The following is a 26,208-nucleotide window of genomic DNA, read 5'->3' on the forward strand; positions in this document are numbered from 1 at the left end:
TCATAAACTGAAATTTCTAAATTCATTAAATATTCCAACTATTATTTAACTAGACGTTCACATAAATGTCAATATTTTAATAAAAAAAGTGACTCCCGGCTATGCCGGAAGTCACTCTCTCTTTTTTATTTACCGATATCCACGATCCGTCCTTCAGTCTCCGGAGAAACGCTGCCTCCCTGACTCTGTAAATACTGTGTGAACACGTTGTAATCCACAAAGCCGGGCTCGCTTACCCTTTGATCGTTGTATACCGTTTCAAACATACCGTAACCGTCTCCTCCCTTAATCGTGAAGAGGTTACTTGCGACGTAGTACATTTCGCTGTCCTGAAGCGGAGCATAGGTGCCGTCATCCTGAAGTACTTCAGCATTGACTACACGTTCTCCGACAGGTTTAGTACTGTCATACTCAAACTTCATCCCTGACACCTGCAGGAACTGCCCTCCCGGATTCGGGGCGGTCGATACGCTGTGTTCGAGTGCAGCTCTGAATTCGTCTCCCTGGATATTCATAATTCCAAGGGAGTTACCGAAAGGCATCACCGTCAGCACTTCTCCGAGCGTAATCGGCCCTTCATCGATGGAGGCGCGAATGCCTCCTCCGTTGGATACGGCAATCTGCGTTTCGGGATTGATCTGTTTCGCTTTCCACAGCATACCGTCCGAAATCAGGTTTCCGAGATTCGTTTCTTTCGTACGTACGTCTTCCCGGACGCCGTTCAGCGGTACTTCGGCAGTGACGCCGATTTCTTCCTGCTGGATCGCTTCAATCTGCTCGGTATATGGTCTCAGTTCTTCGGCTAACTCTTCGTCTTCTTCAAGACCCTCAAGAGGTACGAGTTCCCCTTCGTAGCCGGTGATGACCCCTTTTTTGTTGAACTCGACTTCAAGGGTACCGAGATTGTTATTATACTCTCCTGCCTGAACGATGACAGTCGGCTCTTTATCTTCAACAATACGGGGCTCGGTGATTTCCGTATGCGTATGTCCTCCTACAATTACGTCGATTCCGTCCACTTCTTCGGCAAGAATCAGATCGTTATCATATTTCGCCGTGTCGTTCAGTCCGAGGTGAGTGAGAGCGATTACTTTGTTTACGCCTCTGTCTTCGAAAGCTTCCACCATAGCGTCCGCTTCTTCAATATAATTGGAGAAAGTAACGTCTTTTGGACTTGAAATATCCTTCGTTTCTTCTGTCGTCAGACCGAAGATGCCTACTTTTTCGCCCTTAACTTCCTTCACGATACCGCTGTAGATTTCCCCGTCTTCAGCTTCGGCCGTTACCGTCCCCGTCTCATCCACTTCGTCGAAAAGCGGGTCAGCCGAAAAATCCACGTTGGAAGCTACAAATGGAAAGTCTGCCTCTTCGATGAATTCCTGAAGAGCTTTATGTCCATTCTCACCGTCACCTAAATCAAACTCATGGTTACCGAAACTCATGGCGTCATACTCAAGCATATTCATGAACTTCAGATCGGCCTGTCCCAGAAATTCCTGGAAATACAGCGTTCCTGAGAAAATATCTCCTCCGCTTAAGAGCAGGGATTCCGGATATTTTTCTCTGTAGTTGTCCACTGCAGTTTTCGTCATTGCAATGTTACCTATGTGGCCGTGCGTATCGTTCGTATGCATCAGCTCAAGGTCCAGCTTTTTATTTTTGTGTTTTCCGTTCCCTTTACCCGGGTGGTCTTCACCCTTGTCTTTCCCTTTGCCCGGATGTTCATCAAATACCGGGTGTTCTTTATCTTTATCTTTTCCTTTTCCATTTCCTTTGCCGGGATGACTATTTTCCTGTTCGATTTCGAAGGATGCCAGCACAGGATCATGGTCACTAGCTCGGCCGTCTTCCACACCGAAGTTCGAGTTTACATTAATGGTTTCTATTTCGGAGTCGTCATATAACTCATCTGTAGCCAGAATGTGATCGAGTACCTGGGAGTTCCCCTGATAGTTGTACGTGTAGCGATCTTCAGGGTCCACGTCTTCGATGAGGTTGTTCAATACGTCCCCCTCAAGTTCCTCCAGCGGATTGGAGAATTCGAAGTCGTTCAGATCCCCCATGACCACAACGTTTGCATCGTCCATTTCCGCTTCGGCTTTCTCCGTGAATTCACGGATCACAGCAGCCTGCTTCATTCGCTGCTCCTCACTTCCAAGCTCATACGGATGTTCCGAACCGAACGGCGCACCATCTCCTCCTTTAGAGTTGAAGTGATTGGTTACCACGATCACTTTTTCCCCGTTAAATTCGAATTCTGCAGCCACCGGCTTCCGTGACTCGTTCCACGCTTCGTTCTGTGGAGCGATACGTGCAGGGTTATGGGAAAGGCCATCTTCTGTAACCTCCACCGCTGTTGTTGCGTCTCCGGCCGGTTTCTCCGTCATCGATACGCGGTCCGGATTATAGATGACCCCGACGCGGATGTTACCACCGGGAATACCGCCGTCCTGACCGTCTTCGGGAACGACTTCCGCATATTTATAAGTCGGGCCGCCCGCTTCTTCTATGGCAGCTATCAACGTCTCATAGCTTTCACTGCCATCCACCGTACCGTCGTCTTTATTGCCGCTGTTGTCCTGCACCTCGACAAGCCCGACGATATCGGGAGCGTTCATGTTTTCCACCATCTGTTCAGCGATTCTTGCCGTTTTCTCCGGACTCGTTTCCGGAGAGAAGTTTTCCATGTTGTACGTAGCCACTGACAGTTCGGACTCCGAACCTTCTATCGTACCAAATTCCTCTTCGGCTCCTCCGTCAGCCAGATCAGGAAATTCTCCGGCAGGACGTATTTTGTAATTACTGTAGTCGTAATTCACAACGCCTGTAATCGGACCCTGGAAATAATCGCCGGTTTTAGCCTGAATTCCTTTTCCGTCTACGTCGATCATCATTCTTTCCGGGTTAATGTCCTCTTCGGTAAGTCGGAGCCCGTCCACATCCGTAAACGCCTGATCTTCACTCGTTTCCACGTACACCGGAAGTTCATCATACTTCACAGGGCCGGTGACAGTGGCTTCCGGAAGTTCAATAAGCATTCCTTCCAGACTTTCATAGAAATCGAGGCCGTCCGTCTCCGGATCAAAAGAAGTCATTCCGTCATCTTCCACCGTCTCCGTAGGCTGCGTACGATCTTCCCCGATCACTACCGTATCCGGTAGTTCGGCACCCGACGCCTCCTTCGTAATTGTTCCGGCAGAAATCTGGGTCGTGAGAAGATCGTTGGCATCGCTGTAGCCGTCTTCTCTCCACTCCGTCACCTTACCGTCAACCTTCAGTTCGTCTCCGACTTCCACACTGTGACCGGATTTATAAACATAGATACCTTCCGAAGTTCTTATATCGTCATCCGGATTCATGGACTGCATATAGAAACCGTTGGAACCGTCAAGTTTTGTAACGACACCCGTTACTCCTTTGACTGCCTCCCCTTCATACGGGGAAGTGTGGCCGGCCCCCTGCAAATCATGAATCTCCACATTATCTGCTGCCGGCAGGACGCTGTAGGTGAAGGTTTTCTCTTCACTTACGGTACCGTCCTCTTTCACTACGACCGCTTTCAACGTCGTATCCTCATTTATCACGACAGGCTCTGTGTACAGGGTGCTGTCAGCTCCTGCCGCTGAACCGTCCGTGGTGTAGCGTATTTCCGAATTTTCGACAGCCGTATACAGCTCCACTTCCTTGCCTTCCACAATGTCGCCTGAAGTTTTAGAAGCCTGGACCGCAAAAACTTCGGAGACGACATCCCTTTTATTCCTCGGTACTATTCTGTACTCTCCGAAACTGTAGTCGACTACACCGGTAAGCTGTTCATATGTATCACCTACCTGGAGAAGCCCCTGTTCTTCCGGAGTGGAATAAAGGGTACCTTCGTTATCCGTAAGCGTATAATCCCCTTCGCTGCTCACACTTTCAACAGTGACGTCTTCCGCCTGGACGAGTTCCCCTTCCACGTCTTCGTTCATGTCGGAGCTGCTGACGGTCTGAGCATCAGGTACCCCGGGAGTTCCGGTCTCTTCCATCATGGACGTCGTCGTTTCGATCTGTGTCATGCCGTAGTAATCGGCAAGTGTGCCCTGTGCTTCCACACTCGTGCCTAGCTCAACGTTCAGGGAAGGGCCGCGCAGGATTACGCCTCCTGTTTCATCCTGGACGTACAGATTCGTCTGTCCTCCTGCCGTGAACGAAGCAGTTACCGTACCTTCAATACGTACTGTGGCTCCTTCTGAAGCTGCTCTCGCATCAGCGATACTGATTTTTTCGACAGCCTCTTCCTGCTTCACTTCATAGCTTCCCAGATGTTCAAACGTATCTTTACTGAAAGCATTCCATTCGCCGGATGCGGTGAACGCATCATCCGGAGCAGTATCCCCGGCAGTCACACTTTCTTTTCTGACGAGAGTCACGTCCTTACCGAACTCCGCGTCCGCTCCTGTCTGTCCGATCGAATCGACGACACTTCCGCTCTTCTTCAAAACTACCGGGTCGTTTCCGTTAAAGTTCGTCACTCCGCCGTTTGTCGTATCCGCTTCAGCCAGCACTTCTTCGCCGGCGCTCGTATGCGCAATGACGTGTACATCTCCGGATGAAAGCGTACCTTCGAGTTTCAATTCACTCGAAGCACTTGAACTTCCGTTCGAATAAAGCTCTACTGTGTAATCGGAGAGGTCAATCGGTCCCCCTGTCCCGTTATAAATTTCGAGAGCCTTGTTGTAACTGCTCCCTTCCACATATTCAGAAAACAATAAGTCCGATGTCTCTTCAGCATTAACCTTCCCCACGCTTGCGTAGGGGGATAAAACCATAGCTGCTGCTCCGATTCCGAGAGCCAACCTTTTTACATAATTCAAATGCGTCTCCTCCTTGTGAAAAATGTAATCGCATTCTTATTATAAAGGATGTTCTGTAATATTGTGTATACTTTTTGATAAATAATTGTAAACTGATTATTTGTAATCGTACAACTGAACGAACTGATTAATTGTAAAATTTATTCCATGTTTGCGGTCCGATAATACCATCAACCTGAATGTTATTTTTCTGTTGAAATGTAACTGCCGCTTTTTCCGTAAGAGGTCCGAAAATGCCGTCTGCCACAGTATCCAGCTCCCGCTGAACCTGCTTCACCCTCCGGCCGCGGCTCCCTCTCCGGATAAGAAACCCCGGGTAATCGAAAGGTCCCCGTCCTGACGACAGATCTTTCCACGTCATCCCGTGTGTCCATTCCAGATGAGGGTAGTCCTTGAAATTTTTCCAGTTTCCGCCCCACGTAAAGCCCAGGTCTTTTGATATAGATGCCACTCTTCTCCAGCTTTCATTCACCCGCCAAATTGCCTGTTGTCCGCTTTTGTCCACGAGACAGAAATCGAAAGCAAGTCCGTAGTTATGGACGCTCTGTCCGGGCTTTGCGTGCGTGACGATACTTCCCCGGCTGCCGTAATTCCTCCCGTTCCACCGATACCAGGGGCGTCCCTGACCATACAATTCCGCCTGCCTCCGGTACGAACGATGACCTTCTGTTATTTGAGCAAAAATACCCTCATCATACGCGGCGGCTATAATTTCCTTTCCAAATACGGCAATCCGGTGATCGACATTGCCCATGTTCTTCACGCTCCGTCTCACCAGTTCATTTTTACTGACTATCATACATCATTCCCCCTTTTGTCCTTACAATCGAAACGGACTTCTCTTCCGTGTAATCAGATTAATGGATTTTTTTTATCCGGCATCCTAAAATGATAGATATCATGCAATTAGTTGAGGTGGATAATATGAAAATAGAAATATGGTCCGATTTCGTGTGTCCTTTCTGTTACATCGGAAAGCGTCGCCTGGAAGAGGCTTTAGAATCGCTTCCGGGTGATGCCGAAGTGGATATACAATACAAAAGTTTCGAGCTGGACCCGGATGCGAAAACGGAAACGACACCGGTGATGCACGAAAAACTGGCGAAAAAATATAACCAGTCACTTGAACAGACGAAAGAAATGACTTCTTCCATGGAAGAGCAGGCGAAAGCGGTCGGACTCGATTTCCGGTTCGATCAGATGATTCCCGCTAATACGTTCGAAGCTCATCGTATAGCCAAATTCGCTGAAGATCAGGGAAAAAGTCATGCAGTAACCGAACGGTTTCTGAGTGCCGCTCTTACAGAAGGGAAAAATATCGGAGATTCCGAGACTGTGTACAACCTGGCCGTGGAGGCAGGACTTCCTGCCGGAGAAGTGGAACGGATTCTGAACGGGGATGATTATGAAGAGAGTGTCCGTGAGGAAGAACGCGAAGCCTATCAGCTTGGCGTCCAGGGCGTTCCTTTCTTCGTCATCAATCGTAAATACGCGGTATCCGGAGCGCAGCCGAAAGAAACGTTCGAAGATGCACTGAAACAGGTATGGGAGGAAGAACGCGGTACTCCCGCCTTTACCAGTCTCAATTCACAGCAGGGAAGCACCTGCAGCGAAGACGGTTGTGACTGATTATTATTTATAGAAAAAAGGCGAGCGTCTCCCCCAAGACGCTCGCCTTTTCATTTCCCTCATACCTTTTACTCCTCAGTATCCATATGCGCTTTCTCCTGACACCGGATCATTCTTTCTTTCCGCTTATTTCCAGATAAAAATAATAGCAGTCCTGACAAAGGATGGTGCCGTCACGGACGCCGTCCTTTACAAAAAACATATAATCTTCGAGTTCTTCTGTATTACAGTGATGACATGATCTTGTAAGTGTATACCACTGCTCCTGCTCGATATGCAAGTGCTTCCCCCCTCCTCTCACTATGTATCCTACTTCTTCCCGTTACATGTGGCAAAAGGCCATAACGGCGAGGACCCGGTGTATCACGTGTACAAATTTCAAAAACACGTGAGGTATATTTCATTTATCAATTGTTTATACGCAGAGGATTACCCGATTCAACCGTTTTTCAAAAAAATTCCCCCGGCATAAATGCCGGAGGGTCATTATCTCGTCGGATTTGTCACGGGAGTGGTGTAGTTCTGCGTCGTACCGGCACTGACCAGTACGTAAACGATGAAAGAAAACAGTACGGGAAGAACGACGCTGTGGACTCCGAGCGGCTGGTTGAAGAACTGATCGACAATTACATAGGACAGAATCCCTGTCAGCATCGAAGAGATTGCGCCGTACTTGTTCCCTTTCTGCCAATACAGGCCGAGTACCACCGGCCAAATGAAAGTGGCCTCGAGCCCCCCGAAAGCGAACAGATTGAGCCAGATGAGAAGATCCGGCGGCTGCAGGGCCATAAGAAACACGAAAATGCCCAGTACAGCGGTCACTCCGAAACTCATCCTCTTCACCTGACGCTCGCTCGCATCCGGTTTCAGATACGTTACATATATATCTTTAACGAACGCCGAACTTACAAGAAGCAGCAGGGAATCGACGGTGGACATAATAGCGGCCATCGGAGCGGCAAGGACGAGGCCTGCTATCCAGCCCGGCAGCACTTCAAGAGCGATGAGAGGCATAACTTTATCCCCTACTTCGATACCCGGAAGGATGGGACGCGCGAATACACCGATCAGGTGCATATTGAGCATCACGAAACCGACCACGACAGTACCGATGATGATAGCTCTGTGCATCGCTTTGGAACTTTTATAGGACATGGCCCGGAGCGTCACCTGCGGAAGCCCGACGACCGCCACCCCTACCAGAATCCAGAAAGAAGATACGTAGGCAGGTGTAAGAGTGAGATCTGCGCCGAATGGTGTAATCAGGTTCGGGTTCTCCCGGGTCAGCCCCTGCATTATTTCTTCGACGCCTCCTCCTGCGATTACGGTGGCTATCAGCAGGATGAGCGTACCGACAAACATCACGCTCCCCTGCACAGCGTCTGTCAGGGCGACAGCACGGAAGCCTCCGATAATGACATAAATAAGGACGGATGCAGCGAAAATAAACAAAGCCGATGTGTAAGGGATACCCGTCACCGTCTCGATGAGTCTCGCTCCGCCTACCCACTGAGCTGCCATCGCAGAAAACAGGAAAATGATGATACTGACTGCGGCAAGTAGGGCTACAACGTGGCTCTGATACCGCGTCCGCAGGTAATCGGTGAGGGTCACGGCTTTATACTCCCTCGCCTTAATCGCAAACTTCTTCCCGAGCACCGTAAGTACGAAGTACCCGGTCACGACCTGAGTCATCGCAAGCAGTACCCAGGCGAGACCCTCGGTGTAGGCTACCCCCGGCCCGCCTATGAAACTGCTCGCACTTCCGTATGTAGCCATCATCGTCATGGCAAGGATAAAACCGCCCAGTTCCCGTCCTCCTAAAAAATACTCCTGCATGAAATCCTTTTTAGAGAGACGGATGGACCGGTTCGCCCAGAACCCGATAATAAAAATAAGTATAATAAAAAGAAGTAATGGTATGATTACCGCCCAGTTCATTCTATATCCTCATCCTTCGCTTCAAGAGGTACGTCCGTGAAATATACGTTCACTACAAAGATGACCAGCACCGACATAAGTATAAAACCGCCTACACAGCTCATGAAAAACCAGGCGGGAAGACCGAATATGTAACTGTATTCCTCCGGAGGCTTACTGCCGAGTCCATATGCGAAACCGAACCACCATAGAAAGTTGATGAGCGCCAGACCTACGCCGATCAGAGCCTCCCGGTTAGCCACCTTGAATCTTTCGTCGTGCTTATCCACCAGTATCCCTCCCCGATTTTTGTTATAACACTATCCATTATGCAACATTTTCTCTTAAATGAGAAGTGCATTATCTGCGGGAAAGAAGGTATACAAAAAGCCCCTCATCTATTATGAGCGGCTTTCGTATTTTCGTTTGAATGTTTCATACTGTTCATCGGAGAAAAGAACGAACCGAACGATCTGCAGGCTTCCCGGACGCGAGAAAAAGGATTCGACGACTTCGAGTGCCGTATCGATGCCCGCTTCCAGGGGGTAGCCGAAAGCACCGGTCGAAATCAGCGGAAAAGCGACACTGGTTATATTACGCTCCCGTGCCCTCTCCAGTGATTCCCTGTAACAGCTTCCGAGAAGTTCCCGGGCCGGCTCATCCGTTTTGTATACCGGGCCGAGCGTATGGATCACGAAATCGTTCGGAAGGCCGAATCCTTCCGTAACGACGGCTTCTCCCGGCTGCAGGGGGGCATACGGCTCTCCGGCCTTCTGAAGCCCGGGTCCCGCTTTTTTGTGAAGAGCTCCCGCGACGCCGCCCCCTGACCGCAGTTCTTTATTCGCCGCGTTCACTACTGCTTCCATGTCGGACTGGTCCGCTATATCTCCTTTAACGACTTCTATCTTCATCGAAACATCCCTCCTGGATAATCGGTGATAGGACCTTTACTGAAATTTTCTCACATCCGGCTTCCCATGGCCAGATAAAGAGCCCCTTTTACTCCCGCTTCATCAGTCAGACCGGGGGATACGATGTATTTGTCGATAGTATCTTCGGTCAGGTACGGGGAGCTAACGTATCCGTTCAGAAGTTCCAGTACCATCGTTCTGATCATCGGAAACAGCTGTTTCTGTTTCATGACTCCCCCGCCCAAAATGATTCTCTCAGGAGAGATGATGTATATATAATTGACGAGAGCCTGAGCCAGATAATAAGCTTCCATCTCCCATACCTCTTTCCGGTCCACCAGCTCTTCAGCCGGGCGACCCCACCTTTTTTCGATATGAGGTCCTGCGGCCATACCTTCCAGGCAGTCTCCGTGATACGGACAGCCCCCCGCATAATCGTCATCGGCATGACGGCGCACGGGTATGTGCCCCATTTCCGGATGAGACAGGCCTCTAAACGTCTCACCCTTTATGTAGGCGCCGGCTCCGATTCCTGTACCTACCGTAATGTAGAGACAGGAGTCCACGTCTTTAGCTTCCCCCCACTTCGCTTCCGACATGGCCGCCACATTTACGTCCGTATCAATGATGACCGGAACGAGGAGGTGGTCCTGCAGCTCTTTACCGAGCGGGTAATCCACCCACTCCGTCTTCGGCGTTTTCTGCAGCTGGCCGTAGAAGTCACTGTCCGCGTTTACATCAATAGGTCCGAAACTTCCGATCCCGAGTCTTTCAATATCTTTCCCTCTGAAAAAATCGATGACTGCCGGCATAGTGATAGAGGGATGTTCTGTAGGAATGACCTTTTTTTCCAGAATCTCTCCCTCTTCATTACCTACTGCCAGTACGAATTTCGTTCCTCCGGCTTCAATTGCTCCGAGCTTCATACAGTTTCTCCTCCTGTCTGTCTGCGAAGTTCCCATACTGTAAGGGAAAGGTCTCCGTTTATTATACCGGAATTTTCTTCTTTTTCCGGGAATATCCTCGAGGAGAATACAGTCTCTCCTCCGTTTATGAAAATTTCAAGCGAGGAATGATCGACGAATGCCCGGATTTCCGTAAGGGGCGACTCAAGCGTCCGGGCTCTCCACTCCTCTCCCGAACCGTCCATCGCGGGTCTCGTCAATACCGCTTTTCCGTTGTTGCAACGAAGAGTTATATACCGGAACAGTTCTATGTCCACGTCTCCTTCTATATTCTGAAGCAGAATCTCGCTGCTCGCAGGAATCTTCCCTTTCCATTTTTCCTGCGAACCCCCGGCTACTTTCCGCGTACGCAGTTCTTCCATTTCGACCAGAGGCTTCTGGACGAGGAGGTCTCCCTTCTGGATAAGTTCCCGTGGCAGCGTCATCTGGTGAATCCAGTGAAAGTCGTGGGTAGGGAAATATTCCTCCCCGCCATCCGGCATGCCCATCCAGCCGATCATTATTCTGCGTCCAAAATCATCTTCCATCGTCTGCGGAGCATAGAACTCGAAGCCGTGGTCCAGTTCCCTGAAATCCTCCGTACGGAATCCGGTATCAAAATCCCCGATGATATAGCCGGACTGGTACATATTTCTGTAGTCCGCCCCCTGTTCCTCCAGGCCCTGCGGAGAAAACAGCAGCACGTCTCCTTCCATATGGAAAAAGTCCGGGCATTCCCACATATACCCGAGTCCGGATGCGAGTATCCCTCTGTACTGCCACGACTCAAGATCGGGAGAGTCGTAGAGGACGACACATCCTTCCTTATCCTCGGTCTGAGCTCCTATTACCATATGCCAGCTGCCGCCTGCTTTCCATACTTTCGGATCGCGGAAGTGAGGGGTGAAACCCTCCGGAAGTTCAATACTTACCCCAAGCTTCTCGAACGTGACACCGTCCGGAGAGCGGACTTTACACTGATAGCTCTCCCGTTCGCCTTCCGCGTTTTTGACATTGCCCGTATAAAACAGGACGAGCTCCCCGTCTTGTTCGACAGCACTCCCCGAGTAGCACCCGGACCTGTCATACCACCGGTCCGGTGCAAGCGCAGGGCCGTGAAATTCCCAGTCCACCAGGTTTCCGGAAGTAAGATGCGCCCAGAATTTGGCCCCGTGTCCGGTATGAAAAGGCATCCACTGATAGAACAGATGATATGTTCCGTTCCAGTGAATGAACCCGTTCGGATCATTAAGAAGACCGACCGGCGGTGCTATATGGTAGGCAGGATAATAGGGGTCCTGTTTCACCGTATTTCCCCACCTGGCTATCTCTTCTTTTGCTTCATTTTTCATTACAGTCTCCTTCATGAATTCTCCCCCGTTCCTTAAAAATCTTATCACAAGAAAGAAAGCCGGAGTACCCGACTTTCCCCTTACATATTCTCTTCCATTTTCTCATCGAAACCGAACAAATATGTGAGGACAAAGGCTACGATGATACCGAACAGGTTCACTACGATATACCAGATGATCTGTTCGTTCAGATACAGCAGCGCCCCGGGTATAACGGTGATTGCCATTCCGGTGGCTTTTAGGCCGAGAATCGAAGCCAGGAAACCACCAGCGCCTCCTCCGATCAGTCCCATAATGAACGGCTTACCGTAGCGGAGGTTAACACCGAAAATCGCCGGTTCGGTAATTCCGAGAAAGGCGGAAAGCGTGGACGGATAAGCCAGCGCTTTCATCTTGGCTTTCTTCGTTTTTACACCCACAGCAAGTGCTGCGCCCCCCTGTGCGGCGATAGCAGCAGTTACGATAGGGTTGAAAGGGTTATACCCGAGGTTCTCAAGCAGCTGAATTTCAAGGAAATTGAAGATGTGATGCACCCCGGTTATGACTATGATCTGGTTGAAGAAACCGATGATCAGCCCGCTCAGACCGAAAGGAAGTTCAAGCAACGTTCTCGTTCCGTCGAAGATCCAGCCTTCCACTATGTGGAGGATAGGCCCCAGAGCAAACAGGGACAGCGTAATCATAATAAGCAGTACCAGAAATGGAGTTACGATTAAATCGAGTGCTTCCGGGACACGTTTCCGGAAAAACTTCTCCACTTTCGCACCCACGATTCCTGCGAAAAAAGCGGGAAGGACGGAACCCTGATACCCGATTACGGGAATAAACCCTAAAAACTGCAGAGGTTCAGCCGTACCGTCGGCCACTTCCCAGGCGTTCGGAAGCGACGGGGAGACGAGCATGAGCCCAAGCACCAGTCCAAGTACCGGTGTTCCTCCGAACACCCGAAACGTCGACCATGCGACGAGGGCGGGAAGAAATACGAAAGCAGTATCCGTCAGTACCTGGGTGAATAAAATAAAGTTCTCGGAAATATCTTCCGGTGCCATACCGAAAAGAGCGAGTATCTGCTCCTGTGTTACCAGACCCCGCACTCCCATGAAGAGTCCTGTAGCGACCAGAACGGGAATGATCGGTACGAAAACGTCACCGAACGTACGGATCGCCCTCTGGAATCGATTCCCTTGCTGTTTACTTTCTTCTTTCATCTCGGACTTGGTCGTTCCGGTTACTCCCTGATTCGTCACTTCTTCATAAATTCTGTTCACTGTACCCGTGCCGAATATAATCTGGTACTGTCCCGAGTTGTAAAAAGCACCTTTCACTTTATCTATATCTTCCACACCGTCAACGTCGACTTTCTCATGATCATGCACCATGACCCGCAGACGCGTGGCACAGTGAGCGATTGACTGGATATTTTCTTCTCCTCCAACCGCTTCAATGACCTGTTTGGCAATCTCTTCATTACTGGACAATTGTAACCCCTCCTCAGATTGTGTGAACGATTCCACATATAAATAAAAAACAGCGCTTTCACACTTTGTTAAAAAAGAAGATGTGTAATCGATTACACATCGTTGATAATTTTCACTATACACTATCTCTTTTTATAAGTCTATACTTGTGCATCATTTTTTTGCTGTGCTTAATTCCGGCCATCGTCTCAAGCAGCATCTCCCCGACCGCTTCCCCGGCTTCTTCGTTGTAATAATTCACTGTAGTCAAGGAAGGAGTGATGTACCTGGACATAACGGCATCCCCGATTCCCGCTACAGCAACATCCCCCGGGATGGAGAAACCCTGCTCTTTCAAATATTCCATCGCTCCTGTCGCCATCCGGTCCGTGACGCAGAATACAGCGTCCGGGGGATCGGAACGGTTGTCGGTAATGATCCGTTTCATAGCTTCGTAGCCTGAATCTATGCTGAAATCCCCTTCCGCCATCCAACTCTCTTTCACTTCCAGGTTCTGTCTCTTCAAGGCATCCGTGTAGGCGGTCTGCCTCAACTTTCCGACAGCAGGATCCGTTTCGGAGACACCGATAAAGCCGATTTTCCTGTGCCCTTTCCCGATAAGGAGATGCATAATGTCGGAGGAAGCATCGTAATCCGCATACGTCAGCGACGGCACCCCCGGAATATTTTGACCGAGAGCCACCACGGGAATAGGAAAGGCTTCTATTTCCTGCTGAAGCCGCTCCCCGATGTTAGTAGCCAGAAGGATGATCCCGTCCGCCTGCCTGCTTTTGAGCAGGCGCAGATATTCAATTTCTTTATCCGGATCCAGCTCTGTATCCGTAAGCAGAATCTGCATACCTTCCCGCTTCATCACTTTATTGATTCCTGATACGACACGGCTTGAGGTTTCCGTACTGATTTTCGGCAGAATAATGCCGATGACTCCTGTCTTTTTCGTGCGGAGCGTTTGGGCGGACTGACTCGGCATATACCCGGTTTCATTAATAACCTGTGCAATTCTTTCACTCGCTTCCTGGCCGACATAGCCGCTGTTATTCAGAAAGCGGGACACGGTCGTCCGGGAGACACCTGCCAACTTAGCTATATCATTAATTGTAGTCATCTGACTCTCTCCTATTATCGCTTAATCCGGAAATTATTCTTTCTCTTCCAGCGCTTCTTTCAAAAATTTATACACTCCGTTTTCGGTATTCGGATAGTCGGTCACTTCCGGGAACTGATCTTTCAGTTCCTCAGGGGCGTTACTCATTACTACCGGTCTCCCGGCCAGCTCAAGCATCGGGATGTCGTTCCCGCCGTCCCCGATCGCAACCAGCTCTTCCGGGGCGATGCTGTAATAATCAAGCAGCAGTTCAAGTGCCGAACCTTTACTGATGCCTTCCTTCATCACTTCCACGTTGTGTTCAGAGGACGATGAAGTGATGAAAGGGGCTTTGTTTCCGCCCAGACTGACCTCCCAGTTCTCCAGTTTTTCCTGATCATTCGTAAAGAAGTAGACTTTCACTACTTCCTTCAAATCGGGATCCTCTTCAAGTTGCAACTGTTCTTTCCATACTTTCTGGCGTGAATTCCACTCGTGCTTGCGGACCGTTTCGGCTTTCGGCCCCTCCAGTTCTTCTGCGAGGGATATTTCATCTTCCTTAAAAGAAACCCGTCTTCCATCTTTCATATGTATTTCATAATACAGTCGGTGTTTACGATTTTCTTCAATCAGCTTGCGGACGATCTCTTCATCGAGCGTTTCGTCCGCGAGCATTTTTTCTCCGGCTACGGCCACCATTCCGTTGGCAGCGGCGATGCCATCAGGCTTCATATCTTTAGCCAGTACTTCCTGCACATCACTGAGTGTGCGGCCGGTGGCAAGAAAAATATAGTACCCTTTCTCCTGTAAAGATGACATAAGGGAAAGGAGTTCATCGGTAATGATGTGTTCATCATTCAGAATCGTCCCGTCCATATCCAGTGCGACAGCCTTCATATAACCCCCTCCTTCTTCTATTAATAGTAACACAGGACATAACAAAACTGCCTTAATTAAAAGGCAGTTCCCTGTTATTCTTCGACTTCTATTTTACCGAGAAAATATCCGTCCACCTGTTCAAGAGTACCTCTCCAGTAAACGCCGCCCTCTTCCGGGGTCGGAGTATCGGAGATGAACACTTTGGCGTCTTTCAGATGAATGAAAGAATAGTGATCATGTTTCTGTTCTTTCGTCGATTCTGCAGCTTTCTCAAACTGCTCGCTGATTTTCTGTGACGCTTCCCCGCCGTTTTCCAGCAGGTGGGAAGTGGAGTTCAGATAATCATAAGCAGACGTAAGAGTGCCTGTCACTAACGCCCCTTTCACCTGAAGGGTCAGATCGACCGTAAAATCTTCTTCATTCGCAGATTTAACGTACGTTTCTAAAATATCATCCATTCTTAGTCCTCCTCTCAGGATTCTTCTTCAGAAGAAGGGTGTGCCGCATTTTCCTGATTCACCGTTTTCTTTTTACTGCCGGAGCTCTTCTTCACAGTATTCTGCTTGTTGGAAGAAGGTTCTACGCGTTTGACGACAGAGGAATCATCTTCCCCATTGTTTTTGCTGTTTTTGCTGTTTTTATTGTCTTTGTTGTCTTCGCTGCTCTTAGTATCTTTTTTAGTCTTGCTGCTCTTCTTACTGCTCTGGCTCTTCTTATTTGACGAAGTTTTCTTTTTCTCGGACTGGCCTGAATCACTTTCACCAGATTCATCGGAGTCGCCGGATTCCGCAGAACTTCCGGTGTCCTTCTGTTTGTCATCTTGAGCTTTCCCGTTTTGGGAAGACTTGCTGCTGGCAGACTTCTTCTCCGCCGATTCATCAGAATCGTTTTCGGTAGTTTTGTTCTCTTCGTCGCCTTTGTTCTCTTCCTGATCTTTCTCTTCATTCTCTTCTTTCTTATCTTGTTTGTTTCCTTTAAGTGTATTTTTCAGTTTATCCCGCTTACGGGTACTGCTTTCCTCTTCCTCATCGTCTTCCTCATCGTCTTCCTCATCGTCTTCTTCATCGTCATTCTTCTTGTCCCGGGTCAGCTTGTCTTTGATTTTATCTCTTTTACGAGTTTCTTTCCCGTCAGAGTCTTCCCCGGATTCCTCTTCCGACTCATCTTCATCATCGCTGTCATCTTTACTCATTTTCAGCTTTTCTTTCACCTTATCCCGCTTACGGGTACTGCTTTCCTCTTCCTTGCTGCTGTCATCCTGTTTTTTATTCGCTTTTGATTCATTTCCGGACTCTTTTTCCGCTTTAGAATCATTTTGCCTGGATTTCTCTTCCTTCTGTCCGGATTCTTCTTTGCCGGATTTATTACTGACGTCCGGTTTGAAAATCCACCCGACGAGGGCACCGAGTGTGCCTCCGACAATGGCTCTCAGCATTTTACCGGAGCCTTTTTTATTTTCATTACTCATTTGCTATCCTCTCCTATCTGCCTGCGGTCATTGGACATACTGTTCTCCAGTCTTTCCAGTCTTTCTTTAAGTTCCCTGTTCTCATCTTCCACTTCTTTTCTCGCAGCCTGTGAATTTAGGAATGGATCGCTTTCCCACCAGTCCATTCCGATTTCTTTCGCTTTATCGACGGAGGCGACAATCAGACGGATCTTTATGGTCAGAAGCTCCACATCGGCAATGTTGACCTTGATATCTCCGGCAATGACCACACCTTTATCCAGTACGAGTTCCAGTACATCAACGATACTGTCATTTCTGGTTGACTGTTCTATAGGCATACTATTTCCTCCTTTTTGCTATATAAGACGAAACCGGACGATTCGTAATTACATAAGTTTCCCAAGCGGACCGAGATCCAGGTTCAAATCTTCATCAGTGAGATTGAAGACTTCTTTCAACTCATCCATTTTCGTCTCCAGATTCATCAGGGCTATGCCTAATTCCTCTTCCTGCTCTTCTGTGAGTCTTCCGCCTTCCACTCTCCGGATGGCCTGACGTTCCACAAGATCCCTGAGAAGTTCAATAACCGTAAGCACAAGCTGGGCCAGTCCTTCTTCGGCGCCGGCCGGGTCCAGTTCAATTTTTCCGCTTTTTTCCGGTACTTTAGTACTTTCCGGTACGTTAGTCTTCTGTGGCACGTTCTAACGCCTCCCTTTCCTCATCGAATTTAATAGAAGCTATTTCTTTCTCTCTTGCTTCAGCAAGAGTTTCTACAGCGGCAATCAATATTTTCAAGTCTACATAAACAAGATCAATCCCCGCGATAGAGATGACGAGATCTCCCTGGATAGCGACACCTTTATACAGGACGGTATCCAGTATGTCTATAAGCGCAATGTCTTTGTTTTCATAGGGATCACTGACCGCCATACGCTCTCCTCCTTACTCTTCCATAGTGGCAAAGTGATAAGCCGGCCACGGTCCGGTCGCTTCAATCAGCCAGCCGTCTTCTTCTTTTTCTTTCTCCATATCCCTGATCTGATCGAGAAAGCTTTCCAGATCATCACTCTTCACCAGGTAGGCGGAATTCAGAGCCATTTCGTCTTCTCTTCCTGTTACGTCTTTCTTCCAGTTCTTCTTCCGTTCCGAATCTTCACTGTATCCTGCTAACCTATCGTGCATCTCTTCGGCTTTCTTCTCCTGATCTTTGAACATTTCTTCCTCGATGAATTTATCGAGTTTTTTCTTCTCGAGGTACTGACGGCCTTTACTCATCTGTTCGATTTCCTCGCGTTTGGCTTTCACATTTTCGTTCGCTTCCGCCACCCGCTCATAGAACGTTTTCGGATTAATATAAGCTTTCACATTCCACTCTTCTTTCCCTTCAAGTGTTTGGAGGGTGTGTTGGAGGTGGTCTTCTTTGTCTTCAATCATCTGTTTAAGACTTTCCACAGATTCAAAAATGGTGCCGAACTTCATTGGAAGGACGGTAGTATGACGTTGAAGTTCAAGAAGAGCTTCGTGGTGATGAAAAGCTTTTTCCTGTATCCAGGCTGTGTTGTTGGAGTTCTCTTCCATCGCTGTCTCTCCGAATTCCTCTTCGCTCACTTCAGTGACGACAGCAGCCAGACCTCCGAAATCTTCGATATAAGGGAGACCTTCCCCTTCTATCGCTGATTTTTCGGAATCCCAAATTTCACCGATTTCGTGTCCTTCCGGTATAATTCCATACAAATATACTAATTTTCCCATACATCTTCCCCCTACGAGTCCATCATTTCATCTATTTCTTCGAGTTCCATCCGTTTCGCCTGTTCATACCTTACGAGCAGAACCGCTTCCTGTTCTTCGAATACAGTCTCATCCACTTCACCAAGTTCATACATCATCTGAAGCTGCACAAGCTTCTGCTGAATCGTTTCCAGGTCATACAGTTCCTTGTCCACTTCCTCTTTCACTTTTTCTCCGACTTTCACGACGAGATTCAGCGGGGCAGTAGCAAGTTTATGAATCATGCTTAATTCTCCACCTTTAATTTCATATTAATGAAGTTATACGCAGGCCATGGTCCTGTGTAATGGAAGTCCACTTTATCTTTCCACCGTTCGTGAAGCTCATTCACCGCTTCATCGAATGCTTCCTCTTTTTCTTTTTCGATCAGATAAGCACCATTCAGCAGCATCTTTTCTCCGGAAGGTTCATTCGCTTTGGCCGAAACCGCCTCGGCTTCCAGTTTGGAGTGGATATCCGTTTCCACTTCCTCCCGTTTTTCTTTCACGAGATTCGCAGCCATTTCTCCAAGCTTCATCCGGTCAAAGTAGCCGGCTTCCCTGGATTTTGCATCTACCCGTTTCTTCTGGGCAGTGAGCGTTTCACTTCCGGAAGTCAATTCCTCCAGCCACTCTTTCTTCGCGGTGACTTTCAGTCCGACTTCTATTTTTCCGTGTACTTCCGGGAACAATTTCACAAGTTCCGGATGCAGATTCTCAAGAAGAGCGTTAACGTCTTCTTCGGAGCGGAACACATTACCGAAACTGACCGGTACGACATCAAATTCTCTGTCCATCATGCCTGAGATCACGCCCTGATGGGCAGTAAGATTTTTACGGTTCGGTGTGAAAATACGTTTTGATACCGGTGCTACTACTGCAGCGGCTTCTTTGAATTGCACCGTATACGTTTCTGTCGTTTCTTCATCAAACGTAACCGGGCCGAAAGATTGCTGTTCTTCCGACCGGATGATACCAAAAAGATAAATGCCATTTTCCTCTTTCACGTCATTTTCCCCCTAATTTCTGAACAGTTCTTCAAACTCTTCGTCGCTCAGATCGTCTTCGTGGTGCCATAAAATGTCATAGCACACTTCACGGAAGTTGGGGTTGTCCCCTGTCACTTTCATCTGGTAACGATCGGCGACTTTGGCTATCATAAGTGGCAGGCGCACACTGCCGCCCTGCTCATCTTTTTTTTCTTCCGCGCGGGATACGATGGAAAGAATCATGCTGATATCCTTATCCTTAAGCGATGTTTCGGAAGCCAGAACCTGGTGCTTTCTTTCTTCTTCCATAAGCTGAAAACGCATAGTGACCATTCTGTCCCGCAGGGCATCCTGAGAAGGGTGCACCCCTGAGTATTCCATAGGGTTACTTGTAAAAATCATCGCAAACTTCGGGTGGACATCGATATAGGAAGCCGTACGTTTTGTACCGAATAACGGAAGAATCCTTTCTTCAAGTACCGGTAAAAAAAGGTTGTTTACGGCCGGTGAAGTTCTTGTGAATTCATCGTAAATAACCGTATACCCCTGCTCAACAGCTTCATAAAGTCTTCCTTTTTTCCAGGACTCTTCTACATTCTCTTCCACTTTGCGCACGGTATGGATGTAGTTGTCATCCAGTTTATTACGTTTGTAGCCGCTGAAAGAACCGATCAGATCATTCGTGGAAAGATCTTCGTGACCGCTCATGAAAATAACCGGCCGATTCCTTCTTTTCGCCAATTGAAGAGCGGAGGTCGTTTTACCAACCCCCGGAGGTCCTGTGAAGTGTACGGGAAAACCCGTGTTCAAGTATCTGAGGGAGCGTCTGATGAGACTTTCATGAAAATCTTCTTTTTGACGGGTAGTCACTGAAGCTCCCTCCTTCATGATGACTGCTCTTCAAGGTCTGTGCGGTAACGAAGGCTTACCCGCTGAAAGCTTGATACTTCATCATCTTCCACGAACACTTCATAAAGACCTATCATTTCATCATGTGCATATTTCTTCATATATTCTCTTTCTTCAACCACTTCCACCAGACCGCGATAGCCGCCTTCCTGCTGTTTCTCCATGGCGACTATCTTGTGTGGCGGGGCGATTTCATCTTCAAAAAATTCTCTAACGATTTTAATCGCCTTCATAACGAGAAAGCCCTCCTCACGTTAAACGTTGAATTCACTCTTTTCATTTGATCCACCGGATGAAGCGATTCTTGAAGATCCGCGGCTGCTGAGGCGTTCTTCTACACCTTCCACACCTTCATCTTCCACTTCATCACGCAGAAGTCCTACTGCTTCTGCATATCTTAACCATGTATCCACACTTGCTATAACTACACGTGCTTCTACCGTGACGAGTTCTATACCTACTACGGATACACGGGCGTAAGCATCGATTACGATACCTTTATCCAGAATTCTGTCGATAACTTCGGCCAAGCTGGAACTGTCTGTTGACTTTTGTACTGCCATGTTTCATTCCTCCTTAAATTTGGATTCCTACTTACCTTTCCCATGAGAGCAGCTGTCTACACGACATTACGGAATATTTCAATAAATAATCAATAGGCACTATGCCGATTTCCCTTCTATTTGCTCAGTCGTTGTAGGACGGAATATACGGTGCTCCCTTTATATCTTTCGGGGTTTTTATATCTTTGACACCTTTTATTTCATTGACGCTTTTCAAATCGTCGGCGTGTTTCACTTTCTTTGTGGAAGAGCCGCTGATCTTCTCCTGCAGCTGTTCGCCGGATTCTTTCACTTCCTTCACTTTTTCACCGGCTTTCTCCAGCCCTTCCTGCATTTTCTCTTCCGCTTCGTCACTCTTTTCGTCTACATACTCTGCATTTTCCTGCACCTGTTCCTCGAGGGATTCCTTCATATCGGAAGCTTTTTCCTGGATGGATGCTTTGAACTGCTCTTCAGCTGTCTCCTGCACGCCTTCTTTCGCTGCTTCCTGCGTTTCTTCGACCGCTTCTTCCGGGTCATCCGATTTTTTCAGAGCTTTCTTTACATTAGGAATGACATTTCCGGCCAGTCGCATGACCTTTCCAGCTCCTTCTAACATAGGAACCCCCTTCCACGTTTTTCAGTTTCATCAAGTATTCCCTCTCTATTTTAAATTAAACATGCATCCGTGTTTTATAACAGATATTTAAAACGCTTACATGTTTATGGTATAATTCCCGTAATTATATAAAAGGGGGTTCCGAACATGGAATTATTACTTACTGATTTTTTGGACAGGGCCGTAACTGTTTACGGTGCAAAGGAAGCCATCATCGACCAGGATGGTGATGCCCATACATATAATGAGGTATATAAAAGGGTTCAGCAGCTCTCTCATGGACTTTCGAGTCTCGGTGTGGAAAAAGGGGATCGTGTAGCTTACCTGGCTCCGAACACGCTCGAAATGTACGAAGGGTTTTATGGAGTATTTCAGACCGGGGGGATCATGGTCTCTCTGAACACCCGTCTGAAACCGGAAGACTACCGCTTCATCCTTGACCATAGTGGTAGTAAAGTACTGTTCGTGGACTATGAACTCGTTCCTTTAATCGAACCTATTGTAGAACAGCTTGATACCGTGGAACATATTATCGTTCATGGCGAGAAAGAGGATAAAAGCGGGAGGCCGGGGTATGAAAATTGGCTCGCTTCTTTTCCTGACTCCGATTTCCCCCGTGCCGATGTAAAAGAGAACGATACGGCGACGCTTCTTTATACGAGCGGTACGACCGGGAACCCGAAAGGCGTAATGCTTACACATAGAAACAACTACCTTCACGCTCTCTCCATCCAGCATCATCTGAGAGTGAGCGATCAGGACAAACTTATTCATATTCTTCCGATGTTTCACGTAAATGGCTGGGGGGCCCCTTTTTACTACACAGCCAATGGTGCTACGCAGATTATGCAGAAAAAAGTCATACCCGAAGAGATTCTCGAAAAGGCTCACAAACATAACGCTACCGTTATGCATATGGCGCCTACGGTCCTTAACGGCCTGATCAGTAAATATCATGAAGCGAAGCCCGAGACCCCTGATAACATGCGTCTGGTCATTGCAGGCTCCGCCCCTCCGAAGGCTTTCGTGAAAGAAATCGAAGAAGAAATCGGCTGGGAATTTTATCAGGTCTACGGCATGACGGAATCCTCCCCGCTCAGTACCGCTTCCTATATATCCACGGAGGAAGAGTACGAAGGCGATGATTATTATGCAGCGAAAGCGAAAGCCGGGCTCGAAGTGATCGGTACAAAAGTGCGGGTAGTGGACGAGGAAGGTGAAGAAGTCGCAAAAGACGGGAAAGAAGTCGGAGAAGTGATCGTAAAAGGACCCGGCGTAATGAAAGGCTACTGGAAGAACGAAGAAGAAACGAATCGCACGCTGCGGAACGGGTGGCTCTACACCGGAGATATGGGTACTGTGGACGGATACGGAAGAATCGCCATCACCGACAGAAAGAAAGATATCATCATCAGCGGCGGTGAAAACATTTCCTCCATTGAAGTGGAAAGTGTCTTTTATGATCACGATGAAATCCAGGAGGCGGCCGTTATAGCTCTTCCTCACGAAAAATGGGGAGAAACGCCGCATGCGATCATCGTACGTAAGGAAGGTTCCGAGTTGAGCGAAGAGGAGATCATCTCATTTTCACGGGAAAAACTTGCTCACTTCAAATGCCCTACGGCTGTAACGTTTCTGGAAGAACTTCCGAAAACGGCAAGCGGAAAAATCCAGAAAGTGAAGCTTCGCAACCTGGCAGTAGAAGAGTCATGATCAGCCCGCAGAAGAAAATAGCGTACCGTGCTTTCCAGAAAACAATGAAAGTCTCCAGTCGTCTTCTTCCCTGGCGGCGCCCGGAACTTTATGAGGGGGGAGGAAGCGTTCTGCCCCTTGCCGAACAGCTCGTGAAAGACGGGTATGAAAGAGTGCTGATCGTTACGGACAGCGGGGTAAAGACTTCCGGAATCATGGATGCTTTCCTCCAGAATATATGGGAGCAGGGCATCGAGTACATCGTTTATGACCGGACCCTTCCGAACCCGACGCTTGATAACATCAGAGATGCGCTGCACGAATACAGCTATCACCACTGCCAGGCGATCATCGCTTTCGGGGGCGGCTCCCCGATGGATTGTGCCAAAGGGGTAGCTGCGAAAGTGGCCTGTCCTGATAAGACGATCGAAGATATGAAAGGGCTGTTCCGCGTGAGAAGAAAGACGCCTATGCTTATCGCTGTACCGACAACGACAGGTACGGGGAGTGAAGGGACAGCGGCTACCGTTATTTCCAATCCCGCACGCCGGGAGAAATATCCTTTGATCGATCTTGCCCTCATCCCCGACAAAGCGGTACTGGATGTGGAGCTCGTCCTTAACCTTCCTGCTCAGATAACGGCGACTACGGGGATGGACGCCCTCACTCATGCGGTGGAATCCTACATCGGAGGGAGCGGCACGAGGGAAACCCGACTGCTGAGCCGGAAAGCGGTCAGGCTTATTTTCGCAAATCTGCTCACGTCCTACCATCATCCCGGCGACAGAGAGGCGCGTTTCGCCATGCAGCAGGCCGCCTATTACGCAGGACTCGCTTTTACCAGAGCCTACGTCGGCTACACGCATTCTATCGCCCACACACTCGGCGGTTTTTACGGCACGCCGCACGGAGCAGCGAACGCCGCTCTTCTGCCTCACGTACTTGAGTATTACGGAGAGACCGTATACGAAAGTCTGGCAGACCTTGCTGCCAGTGCCGGTATTACGACTTCTTCGATGAACGACAAGGAAAAAGCCGAAGCTTTCATTGCATCAATCAGGAAGATGAACGAAGAAATGAGTATAGAAGAGACTTTTCCGGAAATAAAAAAAGAGGATATCCCTGCAATGGTCAAAAAATCACTGCAGGAAGCACATCCTCTTTACCCGGTTCCTAAATTTATGTCTGCATACGAAATGTCGTGTCTTTACGAAAAGGTACGTGCCCAAGCATTTTGAGTCAGATTACATCATTATCCGGACGATTCCGGACGAAACACTGAACAGCCCCGCCGGAAATCATTACACGATTTCCGGCGGGGCTGTTTTCACGTCAATCCAGTTTTTTTGCTATAGCTTCCACCAGTTCGTCCCGGTCATCCAGACCCGTTATTTCTTTGAAAGCTCCAAGCGTTCCCAGTCTTGCCGGCAATTCCGGCGGTGAAATTGTTGATGAGCATTTCAAACCCGGAGCGGATTTTCCCTTCAAGCGCATCATCAATAAGTTTTATGCTGAGTCCGGCAAGCGGACCGATGATCATCGCTCCCATGAACATAGGTGTCTCCGGTGCACCTACGATAACTCCCATCGTGGCAATTGCACCGAGCACCCCGCCCCGTATGCCGTGAATAAGACGGCCTCCGGTAAAACCGATCAGTAAAGGCAGCAGGTACGTAATCATCGGACCTACAAGTGAAGCCAGATCCTCATTCGGTAAAAATCCGTCTTCGATAAATAGTGCCGTAATCAGACCCCAGGCAATGAAAGCCCCGATGTTCGGCATAATCATTCCACTGAGAAAGCTTCCGAACCGCTGTACTTTCGCGCGGATTCCGCCCTTTTTTTCTGCTTGTTCCATCCTCGATTCCTCCTTTGTTGTTACCTTAAGAATAAAGCGATTACATGGAGGTAAACAAGAAAACAAAAACACGTCTTTGTCACAACTGCGATGACAAAAATTAAAAGCGGAAACAAGCTCGAAGCATTCTCTTTATGAATTCAGGAAAACCACTTCTTCATTACCATCGTAAGCAGCGCCCCTGTGACAGCGAGTGCGGCGGCAAAGTAAAAAGGAGCGGTCAGCCCGGCCCCTTCGGCAAGTTTCCCGGACACGTAAGGGCCTGCAAAAATGCCAATGGCGTACAGCGACTGGAACATACCCATCACTGCCATGCCATCCCCCTCCTTCCCCAAAGCTGCTGCCCGTCCGAGCAGGAGAGGGAGAATCATACCGAGCGCGAAGCCTGTACCTGCGTGTAAGATAAGAAATCCTGCAAACGAAGCAGTGGGCAGAACTGCCAGAAAGACAGCGGAGAGCAGGAAGCTCCCGAACACCAGACGTAATCCGCTTCCTTCCCTGAGAGGTATGTAGGCAAGGGAAAGAGACGTGAGCATGTGCGGAAGAAAGAAGGCGACGACGAGCCACGTAATCGCCGATTCCGAATGCCCCTGTTCCACAATATAAAGAGGGGAAAAGCCGAAAATAGTGATGAACAGGATGGCGTAAGCAAAAAGCGAAAGACCGGAGATCCCCCACACTTCTCTCATACCCAGCGTTTTCATGAAAATCTGCCGGATTGTCCGCTCGCCTTTCTCTGCGCCGGATTTCATTTCCGGGACGGCCAGCAACAGTAGAGCTCCTATGAGACTGAATACGGAAGCGGCCCAGAAAGGAAAGTCCCACCCGTACCAGCTGATCAGTGCCGAACAGAGAAGCATACTGACGAATTGAGTGAAGACGGTCATGAACTGCATCGTACTCATCGCCTGCGTACTTTTGGAGAGCGGGAAATTCTGACCGTACATAATAGTTGCCATTACCCACATCGAGGCCGTTACCCCGGCCAAGAGACGGCCGATAAGAACCATGGAAAACGTTGCGGATACAGCAAGGATGACTCCGCTTATGGTACCGATTATGAATCCGAGCAGAAGCCATTTTTTCTTATTACCGCTCATCCATTCAAGAAGCACTCCGAGCGGCCACCTGAGCAGAATCTGCGTAATGCCGTATGCCCCGAGGATGACCCCTATCTCGGAATAGATGAGATTGATACGCTCCAGATAGACGCTGAACGTCGGTACATATATGTAAGTTGCGAACCAGAAACAGAATATGGCACCGAGAAATATGACGTGCTCTCTCCCGGTCCAGAAATTATCTTTCATTCCGCCCCTCCTCCCGATGA

General features: G+C 48.6%; 27 protein-coding genes and 1 pseudogene. 3 read left to right on the forward strand and 25 right to left on the reverse strand.

Annotated features, from left to right (window positions below; translation table 11 throughout):
* Nucleotides 1-125: 125 nt before the first annotated feature.
* The gene (locus tag CKW00_RS07695) at nt 126-4,853 is read right to left on the reverse strand and encodes a 5'-nucleotidase C-terminal domain-containing protein (protein ID WP_095822084.1); all 4,728 of its coding nucleotides are present in this window, start codon (nt 4,851-4,853) and stop codon (nt 126-128) included.
* A gap of 127 nt (nt 4,854-4,980) precedes the next feature.
* Nucleotides 4,981-5,652, reverse strand: coding sequence for a M15 family metallopeptidase (locus CKW00_RS07700; protein ID WP_095822085.1), 672 nt, complete (start codon nt 5,650-5,652; stop codon nt 4,981-4,983).
* Nucleotides 5,653-5,777: 125 nt separating this feature from the next.
* On the opposite strand from CKW00_RS07700, the gene CKW00_RS07705 reads away from it, so the two are divergent.
* Nucleotides 5,778-6,482, forward strand: a complete 705-nt coding sequence (locus CKW00_RS07705) for a DsbA family oxidoreductase (RefSeq protein ID WP_095822086.1) — start codon at nt 5,778-5,780, stop codon at nt 6,480-6,482.
* Between the two features lie 109 nt (nt 6,483-6,591).
* Here the strand turns inward: CKW00_RS07705 and CKW00_RS13710 are convergent, their stop codons facing one another.
* The 21 genes from CKW00_RS13710 to gvpQ form a co-directional block, all read right to left on the reverse strand.
* A complete protein-coding gene (locus tag CKW00_RS13710; protein WP_158221296.1) occupies nt 6,592-6,762 on the reverse strand; it encodes a hypothetical protein in 171 nt (56 codons plus the stop codon).
* 206 nt (nt 6,763-6,968) lie between these two features.
* Complete coding sequence (gene panF, locus CKW00_RS07710; protein ID WP_095822087.1) at nt 6,969-8,423, reverse strand: sodium/pantothenate symporter; 1,455 nt, start codon at nt 8,421-8,423, stop codon at nt 6,969-6,971.
* A complete protein-coding gene (locus CKW00_RS07715; RefSeq protein WP_095822088.1) occupies nt 8,420-8,692 on the reverse strand; it encodes a YhdT family protein in 273 nt (90 codons plus the stop codon). Before CKW00_RS07715 ends, panF begins: the two co-directional genes overlap by 4 nt.
* A gap of 111 nt (nt 8,693-8,803) precedes the next feature.
* Nucleotides 8,804-9,313 carry a macro domain-containing protein gene (locus CKW00_RS07720; RefSeq protein WP_095822089.1) on the reverse strand — a complete coding sequence of 170 codons (510 nt, stop codon included), beginning with the start codon at nt 9,311-9,313 and terminating at the stop codon, nt 8,804-8,806.
* Nucleotides 9,314-9,363: 50 nt separating this feature from the next.
* A complete protein-coding gene (locus CKW00_RS07725) occupies nt 9,364-10,239 on the reverse strand; it encodes an ROK family protein (RefSeq protein WP_095822090.1) in 876 nt (291 codons plus the stop codon).
* Nucleotides 10,236-11,609 carry a glycoside hydrolase family 32 protein gene (locus CKW00_RS07730; RefSeq protein ID WP_233129741.1) on the reverse strand — a complete coding sequence of 458 codons (1,374 nt, stop codon included), beginning with the start codon at nt 11,607-11,609 and terminating at the stop codon, nt 10,236-10,238. The genes CKW00_RS07725 and CKW00_RS07730 overlap by 4 nt, the downstream gene beginning before the upstream one ends.
* 80 nt (nt 11,610-11,689) lie before the next feature.
* Complete coding sequence (locus CKW00_RS07735) at nt 11,690-13,087, reverse strand: sucrose-specific PTS transporter subunit IIBC (protein WP_095822092.1); 1,398 nt, start codon at nt 13,085-13,087, stop codon at nt 11,690-11,692.
* 115 nt (nt 13,088-13,202) lie between these two features.
* On the reverse strand, nt 13,203-14,192 hold the full coding sequence (locus CKW00_RS07740) for a LacI family DNA-binding transcriptional regulator (protein WP_095822093.1): 990 nt from the start codon (nt 14,190-14,192) through the stop codon (nt 13,203-13,205).
* Nucleotides 14,193-14,225: 33 nt separating this feature from the next.
* Nucleotides 14,226-15,068, reverse strand: coding sequence for a Cof-type HAD-IIB family hydrolase (locus CKW00_RS07745; RefSeq protein ID WP_095822094.1), 843 nt, complete (start codon nt 15,066-15,068; stop codon nt 14,226-14,228).
* Nucleotides 15,069-15,142: 74 nt separating this feature from the next.
* Nucleotides 15,143-15,508, reverse strand: coding sequence for a gas vesicle accessory protein GvpU (gene gvpU / locus CKW00_RS07750; protein WP_095822095.1), 366 nt, complete (start codon nt 15,506-15,508; stop codon nt 15,143-15,145).
* A 14-nt stretch (nt 15,509-15,522) separates the two neighbouring features.
* Nucleotides 15,523-16,518 (reverse strand): hypothetical protein, encoded by a 996-nt coding sequence (locus tag CKW00_RS07755; protein WP_095822096.1) that lies wholly within the window; start codon nt 16,516-16,518, stop codon nt 15,523-15,525.
* The gene (locus tag CKW00_RS07760) at nt 16,515-16,838 is read right to left on the reverse strand and encodes a gas vesicle protein (protein WP_095822097.1); all 324 of its coding nucleotides are present in this window, start codon (nt 16,836-16,838) and stop codon (nt 16,515-16,517) included. Before CKW00_RS07760 ends, CKW00_RS07755 begins: the two co-directional genes overlap by 4 nt.
* A gap of 48 nt (nt 16,839-16,886) precedes the next feature.
* Nucleotides 16,887-17,198 carry a gas vesicle protein K gene (locus CKW00_RS07765; protein ID WP_095822098.1) on the reverse strand — a complete coding sequence of 104 codons (312 nt, stop codon included), beginning with the start codon at nt 17,196-17,198 and terminating at the stop codon, nt 16,887-16,889.
* A complete protein-coding gene (locus CKW00_RS07770; RefSeq protein ID WP_076570751.1) occupies nt 17,182-17,430 on the reverse strand; it encodes a gas vesicle protein in 249 nt (82 codons plus the stop codon). Before CKW00_RS07770 ends, CKW00_RS07765 begins: the two co-directional genes overlap by 17 nt.
* A gap of 12 nt (nt 17,431-17,442) precedes the next feature.
* Nucleotides 17,443-18,252, reverse strand: a complete 810-nt coding sequence (locus tag CKW00_RS07775) for a GvpL/GvpF family gas vesicle protein (RefSeq protein WP_095822099.1) — start codon at nt 18,250-18,252, stop codon at nt 17,443-17,445.
* Between the two features lie 11 nt (nt 18,253-18,263).
* Nucleotides 18,264-18,515, reverse strand: coding sequence for a gas vesicle protein GvpG (locus CKW00_RS07780; protein WP_095822100.1), 252 nt, complete (start codon nt 18,513-18,515; stop codon nt 18,264-18,266).
* Nucleotides 18,516-18,517: 2 nt separating this feature from the next.
* The gene (locus CKW00_RS07785; protein WP_095822101.1) at nt 18,518-19,276 is read right to left on the reverse strand and encodes a GvpL/GvpF family gas vesicle protein; all 759 of its coding nucleotides are present in this window, start codon (nt 19,274-19,276) and stop codon (nt 18,518-18,520) included.
* Between the two features lie 12 nt (nt 19,277-19,288).
* Nucleotides 19,289-20,128, reverse strand: a complete 840-nt coding sequence (gene gvpN, locus CKW00_RS07790) for a gas vesicle protein GvpN (protein WP_095822102.1) — start codon at nt 20,126-20,128, stop codon at nt 19,289-19,291.
* Between the two features lie 14 nt (nt 20,129-20,142).
* The gene (locus CKW00_RS07795) at nt 20,143-20,400 is read right to left on the reverse strand and encodes a gas vesicle protein GvpR (RefSeq protein ID WP_008586912.1); all 258 of its coding nucleotides are present in this window, start codon (nt 20,398-20,400) and stop codon (nt 20,143-20,145) included.
* 21 nt (nt 20,401-20,421) lie between these two features.
* Nucleotides 20,422-20,730, reverse strand: coding sequence for a gas vesicle structural protein GvpA (gene gvpA / locus CKW00_RS07800; protein WP_076570741.1), 309 nt, complete (start codon nt 20,728-20,730; stop codon nt 20,422-20,424).
* A 124-nt stretch (nt 20,731-20,854) separates the two neighbouring features.
* Nucleotides 20,855-21,328 carry a gas vesicle protein GvpQ gene (gene gvpQ, locus CKW00_RS07805; RefSeq protein ID WP_095822103.1) on the reverse strand — a complete coding sequence of 158 codons (474 nt, stop codon included), beginning with the start codon at nt 21,326-21,328 and terminating at the stop codon, nt 20,855-20,857.
* A 147-nt stretch (nt 21,329-21,475) separates the two neighbouring features.
* On the opposite strand from gvpQ, the gene CKW00_RS07810 reads away from it, so the two are divergent.
* Nucleotides 21,476-23,041, forward strand: coding sequence for a long-chain-fatty-acid--CoA ligase (locus CKW00_RS07810; protein ID WP_095822104.1), 1,566 nt, complete (start codon nt 21,476-21,478; stop codon nt 23,039-23,041).
* A 44-nt stretch (nt 23,042-23,085) separates the two neighbouring features.
* Complete coding sequence (locus CKW00_RS07815; RefSeq protein ID WP_233129742.1) at nt 23,086-24,258, forward strand: iron-containing alcohol dehydrogenase; 1,173 nt, start codon at nt 23,086-23,088, stop codon at nt 24,256-24,258.
* Nucleotides 24,259-24,443: 185 nt separating this feature from the next.
* Here the strand turns inward: CKW00_RS07815 and CKW00_RS07820 are convergent.
* A pseudogene (locus CKW00_RS07820) lies at nt 24,444-24,878 on the reverse strand (PTS transporter subunit EIIC); the annotation flags it as partial.
* Between the two features lie 140 nt (nt 24,879-25,018).
* Nucleotides 25,019-26,188 carry an MFS transporter gene (locus CKW00_RS07825; RefSeq protein ID WP_095822106.1) on the reverse strand — a complete coding sequence of 390 codons (1,170 nt, stop codon included), beginning with the start codon at nt 26,186-26,188 and terminating at the stop codon, nt 25,019-25,021.
* Nucleotides 26,189-26,208 lie beyond the last annotated feature (20 nt).

It is taken from the genome of Salimicrobium humidisoli (genome assembly GCF_002295105.1).
Lineage (GTDB): Bacteria > Bacillota > Bacilli > Bacillales > Halobacillaceae > Salimicrobium > Salimicrobium humidisoli.

Bases quoted from the DNA above. Each gene is read 5' to 3' on its own strand.
- gvpA (WP_076570741.1), bottom strand. From the start codon at position 20,730: ATGGCAGTACAAAAGTCAACAGACAGTTCCAGCTTGGCCGAAGTTATC.
- CKW00_RS07815 (WP_233129742.1), top strand. From the start codon at position 23,086: ATGAAAGTCTCCAGTCGTCTTCTTCCCTGGCGGCGCCCGGAACTTTAT.
- CKW00_RS07745 (WP_095822094.1), bottom strand. From the start codon at position 15,068: ATGAAGGCTGTCGCACTGGATATGGACGGGACGATTCTGAATGATGAA.
- CKW00_RS07700 (WP_095822085.1), bottom strand. From the start codon at position 5,652: ATGATAGTCAGTAAAAATGAACTGGTGAGACGGAGCGTGAAGAACATG.
- CKW00_RS07705 (WP_095822086.1), top strand. From the start codon at position 5,778: ATGAAAATAGAAATATGGTCCGATTTCGTGTGTCCTTTCTGTTACATC.
- CKW00_RS07770 (WP_076570751.1), bottom strand. From the start codon at position 17,430: ATGGCGGTCAGTGATCCCTATGAAAACAAAGACATTGCGCTTATAGAC.
- panF (WP_095822087.1), bottom strand. From the start codon at position 8,423: ATGAACTGGGCGGTAATCATACCATTACTTCTTTTTATTATACTTATT.
- CKW00_RS07780 (WP_095822100.1), bottom strand. From the start codon at position 18,515: ATGATTCATAAACTTGCTACTGCCCCGCTGAATCTCGTCGTGAAAGTC.
- CKW00_RS07810 (WP_095822104.1), top strand. From the start codon at position 21,476: ATGGAATTATTACTTACTGATTTTTTGGACAGGGCCGTAACTGTTTAC.
- CKW00_RS07720 (WP_095822089.1), bottom strand. From the start codon at position 9,313: ATGAAGATAGAAGTCGTTAAAGGAGATATAGCGGACCAGTCCGACATG.
- CKW00_RS07755 (WP_095822096.1), bottom strand. From the start codon at position 16,518: ATGAGTAATGAAAATAAAAAAGGCTCCGGTAAAATGCTGAGAGCCATT.
- CKW00_RS07825 (WP_095822106.1), bottom strand. From the start codon at position 26,188: ATGAAAGATAATTTCTGGACCGGGAGAGAGCACGTCATATTTCTCGGT.
- CKW00_RS07725 (WP_095822090.1), bottom strand. From the start codon at position 10,239: ATGAAGCTCGGAGCAATTGAAGCCGGAGGAACGAAATTCGTACTGGCA.
- gvpU (WP_095822095.1), bottom strand. From the start codon at position 15,508: ATGGATGATATTTTAGAAACGTACGTTAAATCTGCGAATGAAGAAGAT.
- CKW00_RS07795 (WP_008586912.1), bottom strand. From the start codon at position 20,400: ATGAAGGCGATTAAAATCGTTAGAGAATTTTTTGAAGATGAAATCGCC.
- gvpQ (WP_095822103.1), bottom strand. From the start codon at position 21,328: ATGTTAGAAGGAGCTGGAAAGGTCATGCGACTGGCCGGAAATGTCATT.
- CKW00_RS07775 (WP_095822099.1), bottom strand. From the start codon at position 18,252: ATGGGAAAATTAGTATATTTGTATGGAATTATACCGGAAGGACACGAA.
- CKW00_RS07740 (WP_095822093.1), bottom strand. From the start codon at position 14,192: ATGACTACAATTAATGATATAGCTAAGTTGGCAGGTGTCTCCCGGACG.
- CKW00_RS07760 (WP_095822097.1), bottom strand. From the start codon at position 16,838: ATGCCTATAGAACAGTCAACCAGAAATGACAGTATCGTTGATGTACTG.
- CKW00_RS07730 (WP_233129741.1), bottom strand. From the start codon at position 11,609: ATGAAAAATGAAGCAAAAGAAGAGATAGCCAGGTGGGGAAATACGGTG.